The organism is Massilia norwichensis (genome assembly GCF_024753245.1).
GTDB classification, from domain to species: Bacteria; Pseudomonadota; Gammaproteobacteria; order Burkholderiales; family Burkholderiaceae_D; genus Telluria; species Telluria norwichensis.
The window spans coordinates 23,326-38,639 of sequence record NZ_JANUGX010000039.1; the positions used below are offsets into that span (position 1 = coordinate 23,326).

The 15,314-nt window shown below is 65.3% G+C and carries 12 protein-coding genes and 1 other RNA gene; 3 read left to right on the plus strand and 10 right to left on the minus strand.

The genetic code is table 11. From position 1 onward, the window contains the following. Positions 1 to 18 precede the first annotated feature (18 nt). Genes recR through NX782_RS23935 form a run of 3 tightly spaced genes read right to left on the minus strand, consistent with a single transcriptional unit; the run spans position 19 to position 3,212 of the window. Positions 19 to 609, minus strand: a complete 591-nt coding sequence (gene recR, locus NX782_RS23925; protein ID WP_258848008.1) for a recombination mediator RecR — start codon at positions 607 to 609, stop codon at positions 19 to 21. Then, entirely contained in the window at positions 609 to 935 is a 327-nt protein-coding gene (locus NX782_RS23930) for a YbaB/EbfC family nucleoid-associated protein (RefSeq protein ID WP_258848009.1), read from the minus strand. The genes recR and NX782_RS23930 overlap by 1 nt, the downstream gene beginning before the upstream one ends. Positions 936 to 974: 39 nt before the next feature. Then, a complete protein-coding gene (locus NX782_RS23935) occupies positions 975 to 3,212 on the minus strand; it encodes a DNA polymerase III subunit gamma/tau (RefSeq protein ID WP_258848010.1) in 2,238 nt (745 codons plus the stop codon). A 95-nt stretch (positions 3,213 to 3,307) separates the two neighbouring features. Here NX782_RS23935 and NX782_RS23940 point away from each other — a divergent pair, with 95 nt between their 5' ends. Further along, positions 3,308 to 3,979: a hypothetical protein gene (locus tag NX782_RS23940; protein WP_258848011.1), complete on the plus strand. Its 672-nt coding sequence runs from the start codon at positions 3,308 to 3,310 to the stop codon at positions 3,977 to 3,979. A gap of 66 nt (positions 3,980 to 4,045) precedes the next feature. Here the strand turns inward: NX782_RS23940 and ffs are convergent. Together ffs and ubiD are read right to left on the minus strand one after the other, a co-directional pair. Beyond that, positions 4,046 to 4,144: signal recognition particle sRNA small type (gene ffs / locus NX782_RS23945), an RNA gene on the minus strand. Positions 4,145 to 4,253: 109 nt separating this feature from the next. Next, complete coding sequence (gene ubiD, locus NX782_RS23950) at positions 4,254 to 5,738, minus strand: 4-hydroxy-3-polyprenylbenzoate decarboxylase (RefSeq protein ID WP_258848012.1); 1,485 nt, start codon at positions 5,736 to 5,738, stop codon at positions 4,254 to 4,256. 629 nt (positions 5,739 to 6,367) lie between these two features. Between ubiD and NX782_RS23955 the strand changes: the two genes are divergently transcribed. Next, positions 6,368 to 7,123, plus strand: coding sequence for a transglycosylase SLT domain-containing protein (locus NX782_RS23955; RefSeq protein WP_258848013.1), 756 nt, complete (start codon positions 6,368 to 6,370; stop codon positions 7,121 to 7,123). Positions 7,124 to 7,221: 98 nt separating this feature from the next. Here the strand turns inward: NX782_RS23955 and NX782_RS23960 are convergent, their stop codons facing one another. The 4 genes from NX782_RS23960 to ribBA form a co-directional block, all read right to left on the minus strand. After that, the gene (locus tag NX782_RS23960) at positions 7,222 to 7,641 is read right to left on the minus strand and encodes a TerB family tellurite resistance protein (RefSeq protein ID WP_258848014.1); all 420 of its coding nucleotides are present in this window, start codon (positions 7,639 to 7,641) and stop codon (positions 7,222 to 7,224) included. Positions 7,642 to 7,892: 251 nt separating this feature from the next. Beyond that, entirely contained in the window at positions 7,893 to 8,363 is a 471-nt protein-coding gene (nusB, locus tag NX782_RS23965) for a transcription antitermination factor NusB (protein WP_258848015.1), read from the minus strand. Positions 8,364 to 8,381: 18 nt separating this feature from the next. Beyond that, positions 8,382 to 8,861: a 6,7-dimethyl-8-ribityllumazine synthase gene (ribH, locus tag NX782_RS23970; protein WP_258848016.1), complete on the minus strand. Its 480-nt coding sequence runs from the start codon at positions 8,859 to 8,861 to the stop codon at positions 8,382 to 8,384. A gap of 90 nt (positions 8,862 to 8,951) precedes the next feature. Next, the gene (gene ribBA / locus NX782_RS23975; protein WP_258848017.1) at positions 8,952 to 10,058 is read right to left on the minus strand and encodes a bifunctional 3,4-dihydroxy-2-butanone-4-phosphate synthase/GTP cyclohydrolase II; all 1,107 of its coding nucleotides are present in this window, start codon (positions 10,056 to 10,058) and stop codon (positions 8,952 to 8,954) included. A 233-nt stretch (positions 10,059 to 10,291) separates the two neighbouring features. Between ribBA and NX782_RS23980 the strand changes: the two genes are divergently transcribed. Next, the gene (locus NX782_RS23980; protein ID WP_258848018.1) at positions 10,292 to 13,168 is read left to right on the plus strand and encodes a M16 family metallopeptidase; all 2,877 of its coding nucleotides are present in this window, start codon (positions 10,292 to 10,294) and stop codon (positions 13,166 to 13,168) included. A 106-nt stretch (positions 13,169 to 13,274) separates the two neighbouring features. Here the strand turns inward: NX782_RS23980 and NX782_RS23985 are convergent, their stop codons facing one another. Continuing rightward, positions 13,275 to 15,215, minus strand: a complete 1,941-nt coding sequence (locus NX782_RS23985) for a S9 family peptidase (protein WP_258848019.1) — start codon at positions 15,213 to 15,215, stop codon at positions 13,275 to 13,277. Positions 15,216 to 15,314 lie beyond the last annotated feature (99 nt).

Consider the following 15,314-nt stretch of genomic DNA (forward strand, 5'->3'; position numbering starts at 1 on the left):
ACCCTGGCGGGAGGCCCATTATGCACTTCGCCTGTCGAGCATGGCGCGCGCAATCGTGCCCGCGTCCACATACTCGAGTTCGCCCCCGACGGGAACGCCGCGCGCGAGGCGGCTGACCTTCAGCCCGCGCGCCTTCAGCATCTCGCTGATGTAGTGGGCGGTCGCCTCGCCCTCGTTGGTGAAATTGGTGGCCAGCACCACTTCGCTGACGATGCCGTCGGCGGCGCGGTTGACCAGCTTTTCGAGGTGCAGGTCGCGCGGACCGATGCCGTCCAGCGGCGACAGCCGGCCCATCAGCACGAAGTACAGCCCCTTCCAGGTCAGGGTCTGCTCGATCATCAGCTGGTCGGCCGGGGTCTCGACCACGCACAGCAGCGCATGGTCGCGCTCGGGATCCGAGCACAGCTCGCAGACCTCGAGTTCGGAGAAGGTATTGCACATCGCGCAGTGATGCACCGCCTCCACCGCCTGGTAGAGGGCGCGCGACAGCATGGCGGCGCCTTCGCGGTCGTGCTGCAGCAGGTGGAAGGCCATCCGCTGCGCCGACTTCGGACCGACGCCCGGCAGGCGGCGCAGGGCCTCGGTCAGGAAGTCGAGCGATTTGGACATCAGAACGGCATCTTGAAGCCCGGCGGAATCGGCAGGCCGGCGGTCAGACCGCTCATCTTTTCCTGGGTCGTGGCTTCGGCCTTGCGGATCGCGTCGTTGAAAGCGGCTGCGACCAGGTCTTCCAGCATGTCGCGGTCGTCGCCCAGCAGCGAGGGATCGATCGTGACGCGCTTGACGTCGTTCTTGCAGGTCATGACCACCTTGACCAGGCCGGCGCCCGACTGGCCTTCGACTTCGATCTGCGCCAGCTGCTCCTGCGCCTTCTTCATGTTGTCCTGCATGGACTGGACCTGCTTCATCATGCCTGCGAGCTGGTTTTTCATCATGGTGGTGTTCTCCAAAAAAGTCGGTAAGACTGAAAAATGTCAGGTGCCGATCGGACGTACCGAACCGGGCACCACGAAGGCGTCGAAGGTGTGCTCGAGCGCCTGGATGAAGGGATCGGCGCCGACCGTTTCCTCGGCTTCGCGCTGCAGCCGTTCGCGGCGCGCCTTGGCTTCGGCGCTGGCGGTGTACCAGACCGGGCCGATCTCGGTGTCGATGTTCACGCGCACCGCCGGGAAGCGTTCCTGCAGCGCCGCGCACAGCTTTTCGCTGTTGCCGCTGGCGCGCAGGGTATCGACCGGCACGCGCAGGCGGAAGGTCGCGGACGAGCCGTCCGAGGTGCAGCCGATGAGTTCGGTCTGGAAGGCCAGCTGCTGGGCCACGCCGCGCAGCGGCAGCGAGGCCGCCAGCGCCGGCCAGTTGCCGTCCCAGCCGATCGCGGGGACCGGCGTGATGACGTAGGCATGCGTCGGCGCACTCGGTGCCGGCGCGCGTGCGGCCGGCGGCGCGCTCACGGTGGCCGGGGCCTCGGCGGCGACCGCCGTGTCGTCGGAAAATTCAGTGACCCAGGAGGGCGGCTCGTCGTCGGCCACCGCCTGTCCATAGCCCTGGTGCTGGGCCTGGGCCTGCATCGGCGCCGGGGCCTGGCGCATTGCCGGCTGCGGCTGGGCCATGGCCTGGGGCTGCGGGCGCGCGGCCGGCTGGTCCCAGGGTGCCGGTGCGGATGGGCGCGCGGCGGCGGCTGGGGCCGCAGGCGCGGCGCTGGCCATCGGTGCCGCGCCGGGTGCGGGCGCCGAAGGGGCGGACACCGGCGCAGGCGCCGGCGCGCCGGCTGCCGGCGCTGCCGCCGGTGCCTCCGGCGCTGCCGGGCGCGGCCTGCCGCCGCCACCGCCCGTCGTCATGCGCGCGGCGGCACGGGCCGCTTCCAGCGCGGCATTGATCGCGGCGCGGGCCGGACTCAATGCCGCGCCGCCGGACGGCTGGGCTGCTGGCGCCTGTTGTGCTGCCGGGGCATGCTGGGCCGCCGGCGGCTGCGGTGCCGCCGGTGCCGCCGCAGCCGCGCGGGCCGGTGCGGCGGCCGAGGCAGCGGCAGCGGCCGGGCGCGCGGCCTGGCCCTGCGGCAATGGACGTGCGATCGCGGCGGGTGCCGGCGCTGCCGCCGCCTGCTCGGCCCCGCCCTGTCCCGGGCGGAAAGCCAGCATGCGCAGCAGGGTCATGGTGAAGCCGGCATATTCGTCGGGCGCCAGGCCGATCTCGTTGCGGCCGTGCACGGCGATCTGGTAATACAGCTGCACTTCCTGCGGATCGAACACGGTCGCCAGGCGCTGGATGTCGGCCAGCTCAGGCAGGTCTTCCGGCACCGCGGTCGGCACGGTCTGGGCCAGCGCGATGCGGTGCAGCAGCGTGCCCAGGTCCTGCAGCGCGCCGTTGTACGACAGGCTGCGGCTGGCCATCTCGTCGGCCACCGCCATCAGGTCGGCGCCGTCCTGGCGCGCCAGCGCATCGAGCAGGCGCACCAGATAGGACTGGTCGAGTGCGCCCAGCATGCCCTGCACGGCGTCGAGCGTGACGGCGCCGGCGGCGTAGGCGATCGCCTGGTCGGTCAGCGACAGCGCGTCGCGCATCGAACCGTGGGCGCCTTGCGCCAGCAGGCGCAGGGCCGGCTGTTCGAAAGTGACGCCTTCCTGGCCGAGAATGTTTTCCAGGTGGCCGACGATGTGACCCGGCGGCATCTGCTTCAGGTTGAACTGCAGGCAGCGCGACAGCACCGTCACCGGGATCTTTTGCGGGTCGGTGGTCGCGAGGATGAATTTCACGTGCTCGGGCGGTTCCTCGAGCGTCTTCAGCATGGCGTTGAAGGCGTGGTTGGTGAGCATGTGCACCTCGTCGATCATGTAGACCTTGAAGCGCGCATTGCTCGGCGCGTACACCGCCTGTTCCAGCAGCTGGGCCATCTCGTCGACGCCGCGGTTGGACGCCGCGTCCATCTCGACATAGTCGACGAAGCGGCCGGCATCGATCGCGCGGCAGGGTTCGCACACGCCGCAGGGTTCGGCCGTGATACCGCCCTGCCCGTCCGGACCGACGCAGTTGAGCGACTTGGCCAGGATGCGCGACAGCGTCGTCTTGCCCACCCCGCGGGTGCCGGTGAACAGGTAGGCGTGGTGCAGCCGCCCGGTGCGCAGCGCATGGGTCAGGGCACGGACCACGTGCTCCTGGCCGACCAGCGTTTCGAAGTTCCGGGGACGGTATTTGCGGGCGAGGACTTGATAGGACATACCGGAATTTTACCGTAGACCGGGCCTGACGAGCCAATAATCGACGCCCCGGGAAAATTCCCCTACACTGATATTTTTATTTCAATACGGAAAATATGAAAACGCTCGCCGCCGCACCGCTGCTGTTGTCGCTCATACTATCCGCCGATGCCCAGGCTGCCGAGCGCGAGTGGATTCCTTACCGAAAACTGGTCGACACCGTCAAGGCGGACAAGTTCTACGCCCTGCCGATGGGCGAACGCGACAAGGTCATCCTGTACGCCCGGCTGATTCCGGTCAACAAGGCGATCGCCCCGGGCGACGTCAAGCTGGTCGTGGTGGACGGCACCAATCGCACGCCCTTGCCGCTCGACGCCGCCGGCCGCACGCGCATTGTCCCCAACCAGCAATGGCTGGCCAGCGACGCCAGGATCTGGACCAGCCTGCCCGCCAGCGAAAAATCGGCTGCGAGCTTCGACATCGGCGCCGTGCTGCCGGAAGCGATGCAGTGGCATTACGCGAGCGTGATGGGCGCTGTCCCGCAAGCCAATGCCGCGATCGGCAAGGTAGCCGGCGCGTTCAGCGTGTTCGTGCCGACGATGAAATCGGTGATCTTCAAGTTCGACAAGCCGGCCCAGATCAGCATCAAGACGAAGGACGGCGAACGCCGCTATGCCACCGATGCGAAGCACCAGGTAAGGCTGAAGCTGGACAAGGACCTGCTGAAGGAAAATCCGCTGGTGGCGCTGTCCGAGCGGCCGTTCGAGGCCGAAATCGATTCGGAGTGAAGCGCAGACTGAAGCCAGGAAAGCGGAAACGAAAACAGCTGCCGCGGCAGCTGTTGTTCTGAATGAGGAGGCGAGCCTGATCTGCGGCACTTGCGGTGAACGGCTTTGGCTGCTTCGTTCCCGACCTGACCAGGTAAACCATGCCGCAATGCGCAGGGGCCCGCCAGCAATCATTATAACCGAGCAAACGGCTGGCGGCAAACGCCGGTTGGCGCGCCGCGGCGTTTGCCGGACATGCACATATATATAGTGCATACCCGGCACGGATGCCTGCTTACAGCCCCAGTTGCTGCCAGATATCGTCCACGCGCGCCTTCACTTCCGGCGCCATGACGATCGGCGTGCCCCACTCGCGATTGGTCTCGCCCGGCCACTTGTTGGTGGCGTCGATACCCATCTTGCTGCCGAGTCCGCTAATGGGGGATGCGAAGTCCAGATAGTCGATCGGCGTGTTGTCGACCAGGACCGTGTCGCGGGTCGGATCGACCCGGGTCGTGATGGCCCAGATCACTTCCTTCCAGTCGCGCACATTGACGTCTTCGTCGACCACGACGATGAACTTGGTATACATGAACTGGCGCAGGAAGCTCCACACGCCCATCATCACGCGCTTCGCATGGCCGGCATACTGCTTCTTCATCTGCACCACCGCCATCCGGTAGCTGCAGCCTTCCGGCGGCAGGTAGAAGTCGGTGATCTCGCTGAACTGTTTCTGCAGCAGCGGGATGAAGACTTCGTTCAGCGCCACACCCAGCACGGCCGGCTCGTCCGGCGGTTTGCCGGTATAGGTCGAGTGGTAGATCGGGTCGCGCCGCATGGTGATGCGGTCGATCGTAAACACCGGGAACCAGTCCTGCTCGTTGTAATAGCCGGTGTGGTCGCCATACGGGCCTTCCAGCGCGTGCTCGAAGCCGGACGGATGCTTCTCGTCCGGGTAGATATGCCCTTCCAGCACGATCTCGGCGGCAGCCGGGACCCGCAGCTCGCTGCCGATCGCTTTCGTGAGCACGGTGCGCTGGCCGCGCAGCAGGCCGGCGAACTGGTACTCGGACAGCGTGTCCGGCACCGGCGTCACCGCGCCGAGGATGGTGGCCGGATCGGCGCCCAGCGCCACCGCCACCGGATAGGGCTTGCCGGGATTGGCGATGCAATGCTCGCGGAAATCGAGCGCGCCGCCGCGGTGCGCCAGCCAGCGCATGATGACCTTGTTCGGCCCCAGCACCTGCTGGCGGTAGATGCCCAGGTTCTGCCGCTTCTTGTGCGGCCCCTTGGTGATGACCAGGCCCCAGGTGATCAGCGGCGCGATGTCGCCCGGCCAGCAATGCTGGATCGGCAGGCGGCCGAGGTCGACGTCCTGCCCTTCCCAGACGATCTCCTGGCAGGGCGCGCCCTTCACTTCCTTCGGCGACATGTCCCAGACCGCCTTCACGAGCGAACCCAGATCCATGATGTCGCGGAAGCCCTTGGGCGGCTCCGGCTCCTTCAGGCGCGCCAGCACGTGGCCGATCTTCCTGAGCTCGCCGATGTCGTCGGCCCCCATGCCCAGGGCGACCCGGCGCGGCGTACCGAACAGGTTGCCGAGCACGGGAACTTTATGACCGGTCGGGTTATCAAACAGAAGAGCTGGCCCACCGGCTCGCAAGACCCGGTCGCAGATTTCCGTCATCTCGAGGTTCGGCGAGACCGGTGCCGAAACATGCTTTAATTCGCCAATTTCTTGCAACTTTGCAATAAAATCTCGTAAATCTGAATAGTTCATCTAGTTTTTAATTCTTTTTTACATCTTTTGAGCAGATCTAACAATCGGCGGCAAGTGGTTGATTTGCCAAAGAATTGATGAGCTAGGCAACAAAAGTTAGATTTAAAAGTAATAACGCACGATTGAGCTAGTATTGACTTGATATAAACCAGCTTCTACAATCCGGCTACCAAGTGAGACAGGCCCGTCCAAGACGTGATTTTAGCCGGTCTCATTCTTTCACGGGGTCGGGGCCCCAACGACATTTTAGGAGTGTTTTCACTGGGCGTCTGCCCAACCTAACCCCGAGACAGTTGTTAGCCACTGGGCACCTCCACTGCAGCGCTGCCCAGCTGTAGCAAGCAATGACGGCGTTCCTCGACCGCAAGGTGATCGACACCGCGGCGACGGACGGTTTTCTGATGCACGGCATTAGGTACCCTGAAGGCAGCGCTTTTGGCGCCGCATGGGGAGGCTTTTTCCGCGACAAAGGAGAGACGATGATTCATCGATTCATCGGTACGAGCACAAAGCTTGTCCAACAGATGGCCAGCCAGCCAGTCACGTGGTCTTCCGTGGCAAAAACGGTACGCGGTCTCCTCACGACCGCACAACATACCCTGACCGTATTCGGTCTATCCGCAGTAGCAATGCTTGCCCTGCTGTACAACCGCCCCGATCTGGCAAAACGGGTGTCGGACTTTTTGAGCCCGCAACCAAGCGTCCAGGTTGCCGCTGCCGCCCCGGCCCAGCTGGCCGCCAAGGCAGACGATGCCATCGAAGTTGCCAACAGCGATGACAAGCACACGGCGCGTTCCTCGCGCCAGCAGAAGTACGTGACCGAATGGCTGTCGCGCCGTTACCGGGTCGCCGGTGACGCCGCCAACATGTTCGTTGCCACCGCCTACAGCACCGCGCACGAGATCAAGCTCGACCCGCTGCTGATCCTGGCCGTGATGGCGATCGAATCCGGACTGAATCCCTTCGCGGAAAGCCCGATGGGCGCCCAGGGCCTGATGCAAGTCATGTCCAAGGTCCACAGCGACAAGTTCGAGGAAGTCGGCGGCTCCAAGGCTGCCCTCAACCCGGTCGCCAACATCCGTGTCGGCGCCCAGATCCTGAAGGATTACGTGACCCGCACCGGTTCGGTCGAAGGTGGCCTGAAGACCTATGTCGGCGCCGGCGCATCCGACGACGACTCCGGCTATGGCAACAAGGTCCTGGCCGAATACCGCCGCCTGAAGCAGGTGGCAAGCGGCAAGAACGTACCGATCTTCACCCCGCCGTCCGCCCCTGCCCCGCAGTTGGTGCAGAAGTCGGCGCCGCCGGCCCACAAGGCCGACACCCCTGCCGTCGAGGCCGCCCAAGGTGCGAGCCAGAGCGGCGAGACTGTCGCCGGGCTGTAAGCACCTCGTACTGGTTCCTGGTCGAAGGCCACTGTTGGCGAGAGCCGCGGTGGCCTTCTTTTTTGGAAGCGCTAACGCCCCTGGCTAAAAGCGGACTCTCAAGTGACGTTGGCGCCGGCAATCCGGCCGTTACCATTGGCATCCGCTTCTATTCCCCAAGCCTGCGTCGCCCTCTGAAGCAAGGCGAGTTCGGCATGGGCAAAACTATCGTCTGCGTATGCCAGTTGCCACATGGCCTTCCATACACGCAGCCTTAGGTCCGGCTGCACGATCTCGGCCAGGCATTGGTCGATCATGCCGGCATCGACCCTGACCAGGCCGTCAGAGCCGCTTGGTAGATCGGCAGTCAACTCGCGAAGAACTTGATCGAAAAGATCTGCATCGATCCTGGCATGGTCGAGGATACCCAACCGGTAAGTTGCCGAAATCTCGGGCGGCGATCCCCCGCCGTCACTTATCACGGTTAAAGCAAGCAATCGGGACACAGCTTCTGGGCTATCGGACGAATAGGAACGCATAGTTTTTCCTTGCTGGACAGGTTTGAATGACGGTGACATCCCCTAAATAAATATGCCGGCTGAGAATGGACATGCATTTCAGCCTACCCATCAAGTATGAACCATGACGCGCCGAGGGACCAGGATCTGGGCATCCGGGCGTCGGCTTAGCGTGGAGCACGAGAACCCCGACCGGTTCGCTGACGGCAATAAAAAAAGCCGCCCCGGTTACCCGGGACGGCTTCTCACTAATATATATACGTCCGAGCCGATCAGCGCTTGGCGTCGGCCGCCGCCTCGTCCGGACGCAGCTTGCCGGCCAGACGGTCCAGAACGCCATTGACATACTTGTGGCCGTCGATACCGCCAAAGGACTTGGTCAGCTCGACCGCTTCGTTGATCACGACGCGGTAGGGGATCTCGATCTTGTTCTTCAGCTCCCAGGCGCCCATCAGCAGCACCGCGTGCTCGATCGGCGAGATTTCGGCGATCGGACGGTCGACCGTGGGGGCGATGGTTTCGCGCAGCTCGACCGATTGCGCGATCGCGCCGTTCAGCAGTTCGGTGAAGTACTCGCTGTCGGCCTTGTCGAAGCCGTGGGCGCCGCGGATGTTCTTGGCGACCGTCGAAGCCGGCTCATTGTTCAGCAGCCACTGGTACAGGCCCTGCAGCGCGAACTCGCGCGCGCGGTGACGCGGCGTGCGGTTCTTGTTCGGGTTGGCGTGCGTGCTATTGTCAGTCATGTCTTTACCTTGCTACGTTTACTCTTCTTCAGCCTGCAGCTCGTCCAGGCCGAGCAGCAGGTTGGCCATCTCGACCGCGACGCGGGCGGCGTCGGTGCCCTTCTCGGCCATGCGGGCCTCGGCCTGCTCGTCGTTCTCGGTGGTCAGCACGGCATTGGCGATCGGCATGCCGTAGTCCAGGCCGACGCGGGTGATGCCGGCGCCCGACTCGTTCGAGACCAGCTCGAAGTGGTAGGTTTCGCCGCGGATCACGGCGCCCAGGGCGATCAGGGCGTCGAACTGCTGGGTCTCGGCCATCTTCTGCAGGGCCAGCGGGATTTCCAGTGCGCCCGGCACGGTCACGTGCAGGATGTCCTCGTCCGCCACGCCCAGGTGCTTCAGCTCCGCCAGGCAGGCCGACAGCAGGCCGTGGCCGACGTCGGCATTGAATCGTGCCTGCACGATCCCGATGCGCAGGCCTTCACCCTGCATGTTGCTTTCAAAAGTTCCTACCGTCATGGCTGCCTCTTCTTCTATTGATTCGTGAATGTGAATGGATGAATGGTACCGCGTCAGGCGCGCCGCTCGCGCCTGATACGCCATCGATATTTATGCTTCGGGCTTCGCCAGGTAACCCGTTACCTCGAGGTCAAAACCGACCATCGACGGCATCTTGCGCGGATTCGCCAGCAGCTTCATCCTGCGCACGCCGACCTGCTTCAGGATCTGCGCGCCGATACCGTAGGTGCGCAGGTCGAGGTTGGCCGCACGGCCCGCCGCGCGCGGCGCCGACTTGTCCTCGAACTGGCCGAACAGCTGCTCGGCCGTTTCGCTGCAGTTCAGCAGCACGATCACGCCGCTGTCCGCCGCCTTGATCGCCTGCATCGCCGCCGACAGATTCCAGGAGTGCGAGGTCGCGCGGTTGTCCAGCAGGTCGATGATCGACACCGGCTGGTGCACGCGCACCAGGGCTTCCTTGTCGCCTTCCGGCGCGCCGTGCACCAGCGCCAGGTGGGCGCAGCCGCTTGGCTTGTCGCGGAAGGCGACCAGGCGGAAGTCGCCGTGCACCGTCGACAGCTGGCGCTCGGCCACGCGCTCGATCAGCGATTCGGTCTGGCTGCGGTAATGGATCAGGTCGGCGATGGTGCCGATCTTCAGCCCGTGCTCCTGCGCGAACTCGAGCAGGTCCGGCAGGCGCGCCATGGTGCCGTCTTCCTTGATGATCTCGCAGATCACCGAGGCCGGCTGCAAGCCCGCCATCTGGGTCAGGTCGCAGCCCGCTTCGGTATGGCCGGCGCGCATCAGCACCCCGCCCTTGACCGCGCGCAGCGGGAAGATGTGGCCTGGCTGCACCAGGTCTTCCGGCTTCGCGTTCTTCGCCACCGCCACCTGGATGGTGCGGGCGCGGTCGGCCGCCGAGATGCCGGTGGTGACGCCCTCGGCCGCCTCGATCGAGACCGTGAAATTGGTGCCGAAGGAGGTGCCGTTACGGCTCGTCATCATCGGCAGTTCGAGGCGGTCACAGATCTCTTCCGACAGGGTCAGGCAGACCAGGCCGCGCGCGTGGCGGATCATGAAGTTGATCGCCTCGGGCGTCACGTGTTCGGCGGCGAGCACCAGGTCGCCCTCGTTCTCGCGGTCTTCCTCATCGACCAGAATGACCATGCGCCCTGCGCGCAGTTCGTCGACGATTTCCTGGGTAGTGGAGATGGGCATGCGAAGTCCTGTGCTGAAACCCGTTATTTTAATGGATTTGCCAGCCTTCCACCGGGCTCGATGCCGGCATTTGCAGCCCGGCTTCGCCGATGCCGGCGCTGGGCATATCAAATTGTTGCATAATGACAACGAGCTCTGCACCGCGACAGTGCAAGAATGGCGTTCAGCAACAACTGTACAGGCTGTTGCCCAAGGTAGAATGAATTTTTTATTGCTCACCGGAGCGCCTGCGCATGACCGCCCGCTTTGTCCGTACCGCCCTGTTTACTGCCGTCCTGCTGGCGACCCCGCTGGCGGCTTCGGTTGCCAATGCTGCCCAGCTCGACCTGAACGCCCCGCTGCCGGTCTCGCCCCAGCTGAAGGTCGGCAAGCTGCCGAACGGCCTCACCTATTACATCCAGCAGAACCGCAAGCCCGAGCACAAGCTGGAGCTGCGCCTGGTGGTGAAGGCCGGTTCCATCCTCGAGGATGAAGACCAGCAGGGCCTGGCTCACTTCACCGAGCACATGGCCTTCAACGGCTCGACCCACTTCAAGAAACACGAACTGGTGTCCTACCTGCAGTCGATCGGCGTGAAGTTCGGCGCCGACCTGAACGCCTATACCTCTTTCGACGAGACCGTCTACGTGCTGCCAGTGCCGGCCGATCGCAAGCAGGACCTCGACAAGGCCTTCCAGGTGCTGCAGGACTGGGCCCAGGGCCTGACCCTGAACGATGCCGACATCGACAAGGAACGCGACATCGTGCTCGAGGAACTGCGCCTCGGTAAAGGCGCCGGCGACCGCATGCAGAAGGTCCTGATGCCGAAGATGTTCAACGGCTCGCGCTACGCCGAACGGCTCCCGATCGGCAAGGAAGACACGCTGCGCAGCTTCAAGCCCGAAGCCCTGCGCCGCTTCTACCGCGACTGGTACCGGCCCGACCTGATGGCCGTGGTGGCGGTCGGCGACATCGATCCGGCCCAGGCCGAAACGCTGATCAAGCGCCACTTTTCAAGCCTGAAGAACCCGGCCTCGCCGCGTCCGCGCACCTATGCGCAGATCCCGCCGCGCACCGGCACCGAGGCGCTGGTGGTCACCGACAAGGAAGCCGGCCCGGCCTCGGTCCTGATCCGCTATCCGGTGACGCCCTACAGCGAGCGCGCCACCATCGGCGGCTACCGCGAGCAGCTGATCGAAGGCCTGTTCGCCGGCATGCTGAACCAGCGCCTGTCCGAACTGGCGCAGCTGCCCTCGCCGCCCTTCATGGGCGCCAGCAGCGCGCTCGGGCGCCTGACGCCGCGCTACCGCTCCTACAACGCGATGGCCGCGCTGGGCGAAAAAGGCGCGACGCCGGCGATCGACGCCCTGGTGCAGGAAAACGAACGCGCGCGCCGCTTCGGCTTCACGGCGGCCGAACTGGATCGCGTGAAGAAAAGCGTGATGCGCAACTACGAACGCATCCACAACGAACGCGACAACACCGATTCCGCCGCCCTCGCCGCCGAGACCATCCGCAACTTCCTGGAGGGCGAATCGATCCCCGGCATCGAGAACGAATATCGCTACGTGACCGAACTCCTGCCCGGCATCACGCTCGACGAAATCAACGCCTATGCGCGCCGCACCATTCCGGCCGACTCGGGCAAGCTGGTGATCTACACCGGCCCGGCCAAGCTTGACGTCCCGGTGCCGACCGGCGAGCAGCTGCTGGCCGCGGTTTCGAACGCCGAGCGCCGCGACGTCCAGGCCCGCGACGAAAAGGCGGTCGCGGCGCGCCTGATGGAGCAGCCGCCCGCGCCGGGCCGCATCGTCGCCGAAAGCCGCGACGAGCAGCTCGGCACCACGCGTCTAGTGCTGTCGAACGGCGTGAAGGTGATCCTCAAGCCGACCGGCTTTCGCAACGACCAGGTCTTGATGAGCGCCGCGCGCTTCGGCGGTCAGAGCCTGTTCGAGACCAGGGACATGTATAACGCCCGCTATGCCGACACCATCGTCGCCGCGATGGGCCTGAAGGACTTCTCGCCGCTGGACATGCGCAAGATCCTGGCCGGCAAGGCGGCCGCCGTCAGCGCGGGCCTGGGCAACAACACCGACGTCGTCGCCGGCACCGCGGGCGCCACCGAGGTCGAGACCATGCTGCAGATGGTGTGGCTGAAGTTCGCCGGCGTGCGCCGCGACGAGGACCTGTACAAATCCTTCATCGGCAAGCAGATGGAACTGGCGCGCAACCGCGCCTCGCAGCCGGGCGCCGCCTTCGGCGACGTGCTGGTCTCGACCCTCTACGGCGATAACCCGCGTGCCCCGCGCGCCCTGAAGCCGGAGGACTTCGCCAGTATCGACCTGGACCGCGCGATCGACATCTACCGCCAGCGCTTCTCCAGCGCGAAGGACCTGACCTTCATTTTCGTGGGCAGCTTCGACGTCGCGTCGATCAAGCCGCTGCTGGCGACCTACCTGGCCAGCCTGCCGACGCCGGATATCCCGGTGGCCTACCGCGATCTCGGCATCCGCCCCGTGAAGGGCGTGGTCAAGAAGGAAGTGAACAGCGGCCAGGATGACAAGAGCACGGTCTCGCTGACCTTCACCGGCGCCGCCGACGTCACCGAGCTCGAAGAGCTGCGCCTGTCGGCCCTGGCCGAGGTGATGAACATCCGCATCATCGACGTGCTGCGCGAGAAGCTGGGCCTGATCTACGGCGGCGGCATGGAAGCCTCGATGACGCGCATCCCCTACGCCCACTACACGGTGGGCGTGACGCTGCCGACCGGTCCGGAAAACGTCGACAAGGTGTTGAGCGCGACCTTCGCCGAGATCGAGCGCATGCGCACCCAGGGCCCGGACCAGGCCGACCTCGACAAGGTCAAGACCAACTGGCTGCAGACCTACCGCAAGTCGCTGCAGGAAAACGGCTACTGGCTGGCGGCACTACAGACCTCCCTGACCGAGGGCACCGACCCGGCCACCATCCTCACCTTCGACAAGGAAGTGCAGAAGCTGAGCGTGGCGGACCTGCAGAGGGCGGCGCAGCGCTATCTGCGGCCGGACAACTATGTGCAGGTGGTGCTGAATCCGGAGAAGGCTGCGCAGACGGCGCAGATCGCGGCCGGGGCGCAGAAGGCGCCTGAATAAGTACTACCGTCATTCCCGCGCAGGCGGGAATCCAGGTTCTGTATGAGCTAACGAAACGCCAGCAAACTTGGGTCCCCGCCTGCGCGGGGACGACGGCGGTGCAGGTTCACTTCAGGTACTTGTTGAACCACCCGATCTGCCGGCTGCGCAAATCCTTCTGGTGCTCGGGCTTGCGCAAGGCATGCCCCTCCCCTTCGTAGATCACCAGCGTGGTCGGCACGCCCATCGCCTTCAGGCCGTGCCAGAACTCCATCGACTGCGCCGGCGGGCATTCGACGTCGCGCTCGCCCACATAGATCAGGGTTGGCGTCTTCGCCGCCTTGATCGATTCGATCGGCGAGGCGGCGCGGTACACGGCCGGGTCGTCGTACATGGTGGCGCCGAAGAAAGGCACCATCCACTGGTCGATGCCGTTCTGGCCGTAGTAGCTGATCCAGTTGGCGATGCCGGCGCCGGCCACCGCGGCCTTGAAGCGCTGGCTGTGCGTCACGCCCCACATCGTCATGAAGCCGCCGTAGGAGTGGCCCATCAGGCCCAGGCGATTGCCGTCCACCGGCGCCTGTTTGATGGCGGCGTCGACGCCGGCCAGGATGTCGCGCCAGTCGCCGCCGCCGAAGTCCTTGCGGTTGGCGCTGGTGAAGGCGGCGCCCTGCCCATAGCTGCCGCGCGGGTTCGGCATGAACACGAAGTAGCCCTGGTTGACCAGGTCGCGCACCAGCGAGTTGCCACCCTCGCCGTTGGCGATGTAGCGCGGCGTGGCGGCTGCCGCCGGCCCGCCGTGCACCTGCACGATCATCGGGTACTTCTTGCCCGCATCGACCTTGCGCGGGCCGACCAGCCAGCCCTGCACCTTGTAGCCCTCGTTGGTCCAGCTGACGCTTTGCGCCGACACGGCCGGGGCGAAGGATGCGTTGTCGCGGGTGATCGCGTTCATTTCCGGCAGGCGGCCGGCGACGATGCGCGGCGCGTGCTCGTAGTCTTCCTGCACCGATGCCGCGACCTTGCCGTCGGCACTGAACACGAAGCGGCCGTCGCGCGAGGCGGAAGCCGTCACCGGGCCCTTCCACAACACGCGGCTGCTGCGCGCCGCCGGGTCGATCGCCACCACGCCGGCATCGGCACCGGCCAGCACGGAGGCCAGCACCTGGTTGCCGCGCCAGGCGATGCCGTTGAAGGTGCCGGCAAAGCCCGGGGTCACGTCGACCGGCTCGCCGCCGTCGATCGACACCGTGTAGACGTCGCCGCCGACCGAGCCGAAGTCGCTCATCAGGCCGCCGATGAAGGCGACCGTGCGGCCGTCCGGCGACACATGCGGCATGTTCATTTGCATTTTCGGCGCGGCCAGCACGCGCAGCTTGCCGGTCGCGGCATCGACGTGGCCGAGGGTGGCGATCCACCAGTTGTTGTCGCCGTTGCCCTTGGCGCTGGTGACCACGAAGCCTTTGCCGTCCGGGGTCCAGTCGTATTCGTAGACGAAGGTGTCGGCGGGCGAGACCAGCCTGAAGTCGCCGCCGCCGGCGGACACCACGGCGATGCGCTGCTCGTCTTCCTGCTCGGCCACGCCGATCTCGCCGATCTGGCGCGCGCCCGCTTCCACCGCGCCGGTCAGCTTTTTCGCGCCGACGGTGGCCAGGAAGGCCAGCTGGCGGCCGTCGGGCGACCAGCGCACGGTATTGGCCACGCCCTTGACCGTGGCCACCGGCTTGAATTTGCCGTCGCGCAGTACCTGGACCGTGGCGGTGCCGGTCTTGCTGTCGGTGCTGATCAGCGCCATCGCGCTGCCATCCGGCGACCACACGGGCGCCTCGACGCGGCATTGCACGCAATCGGCCTGCTCGACACTGCTTACGATCTTGCCGGTCGCCGTATCGCGCACGACGATGCGCGCACCGGTCTTCGCTTCGCCCTCGACGGCCTCGATGGCGGCGAGGCGCTCGCCGTTGGCGGACATCGCCAGCGAACGATAGCTGCGCATGCCTTCCGCCGAGCCGATGCCGGCGGCGGCGAGCAGGGTCAGCAGCACAAATGGTTTTACACCACGAATCATCCTTTGTCTCCTTTGCGGCGAGCGAATGCTCTGCCTACTGTTCAAGTTGCCAGCAGTCTACGCCAAACAAAGGAGAATCGGAGAAAATTTGCCCGGCCG

Coding starts and splice junctions, on each gene's coding strand:
- ribBA (WP_258848017.1), bottom strand. CDS start 10,058: ATGCCCATCTCCACTACCCAGGAAATCGTCGACGAACTGCGCGCAGGG.
- recR (WP_258848008.1), bottom strand. CDS start 609: ATGTCCAAATCGCTCGACTTCCTGACCGAGGCCCTGCGCCGCCTGCCG.
- ribH (WP_258848016.1), bottom strand. CDS start 8,861: ATGACGGTAGGAACTTTTGAAAGCAACATGCAGGGTGAAGGCCTGCGC.
- nusB (WP_258848015.1), bottom strand. CDS start 8,363: ATGACTGACAATAGCACGCACGCCAACCCGAACAAGAACCGCACGCCG.
- NX782_RS23935 (WP_258848010.1), bottom strand. CDS start 3,212: ATGTCCTATCAAGTCCTCGCCCGCAAATACCGTCCCCGGAACTTCGAA.
- NX782_RS23985 (WP_258848019.1), bottom strand. CDS start 15,215: ATGATTCGTGGTGTAAAACCATTTGTGCTGCTGACCCTGCTCGCCGCC.
- NX782_RS23980 (WP_258848018.1), top strand. CDS start 10,292: ATGACCGCCCGCTTTGTCCGTACCGCCCTGTTTACTGCCGTCCTGCTG.
- ubiD (WP_258848012.1), bottom strand. CDS start 5,738: ATGAACTATTCAGATTTACGAGATTTTATTGCAAAGTTGCAAGAAATT.
- NX782_RS23960 (WP_258848014.1), bottom strand. CDS start 7,641: ATGCGTTCCTATTCGTCCGATAGCCCAGAAGCTGTGTCCCGATTGCTT.
- NX782_RS23930 (WP_258848009.1), bottom strand. CDS start 935: ATGATGAAAAACCAGCTCGCAGGCATGATGAAGCAGGTCCAGTCCATG.
- NX782_RS23955 (WP_258848013.1), top strand. CDS start 6,368: ATGCTTGCCCTGCTGTACAACCGCCCCGATCTGGCAAAACGGGTGTCG.
- NX782_RS23940 (WP_258848011.1), top strand. CDS start 3,308: ATGAAAACGCTCGCCGCCGCACCGCTGCTGTTGTCGCTCATACTATCC.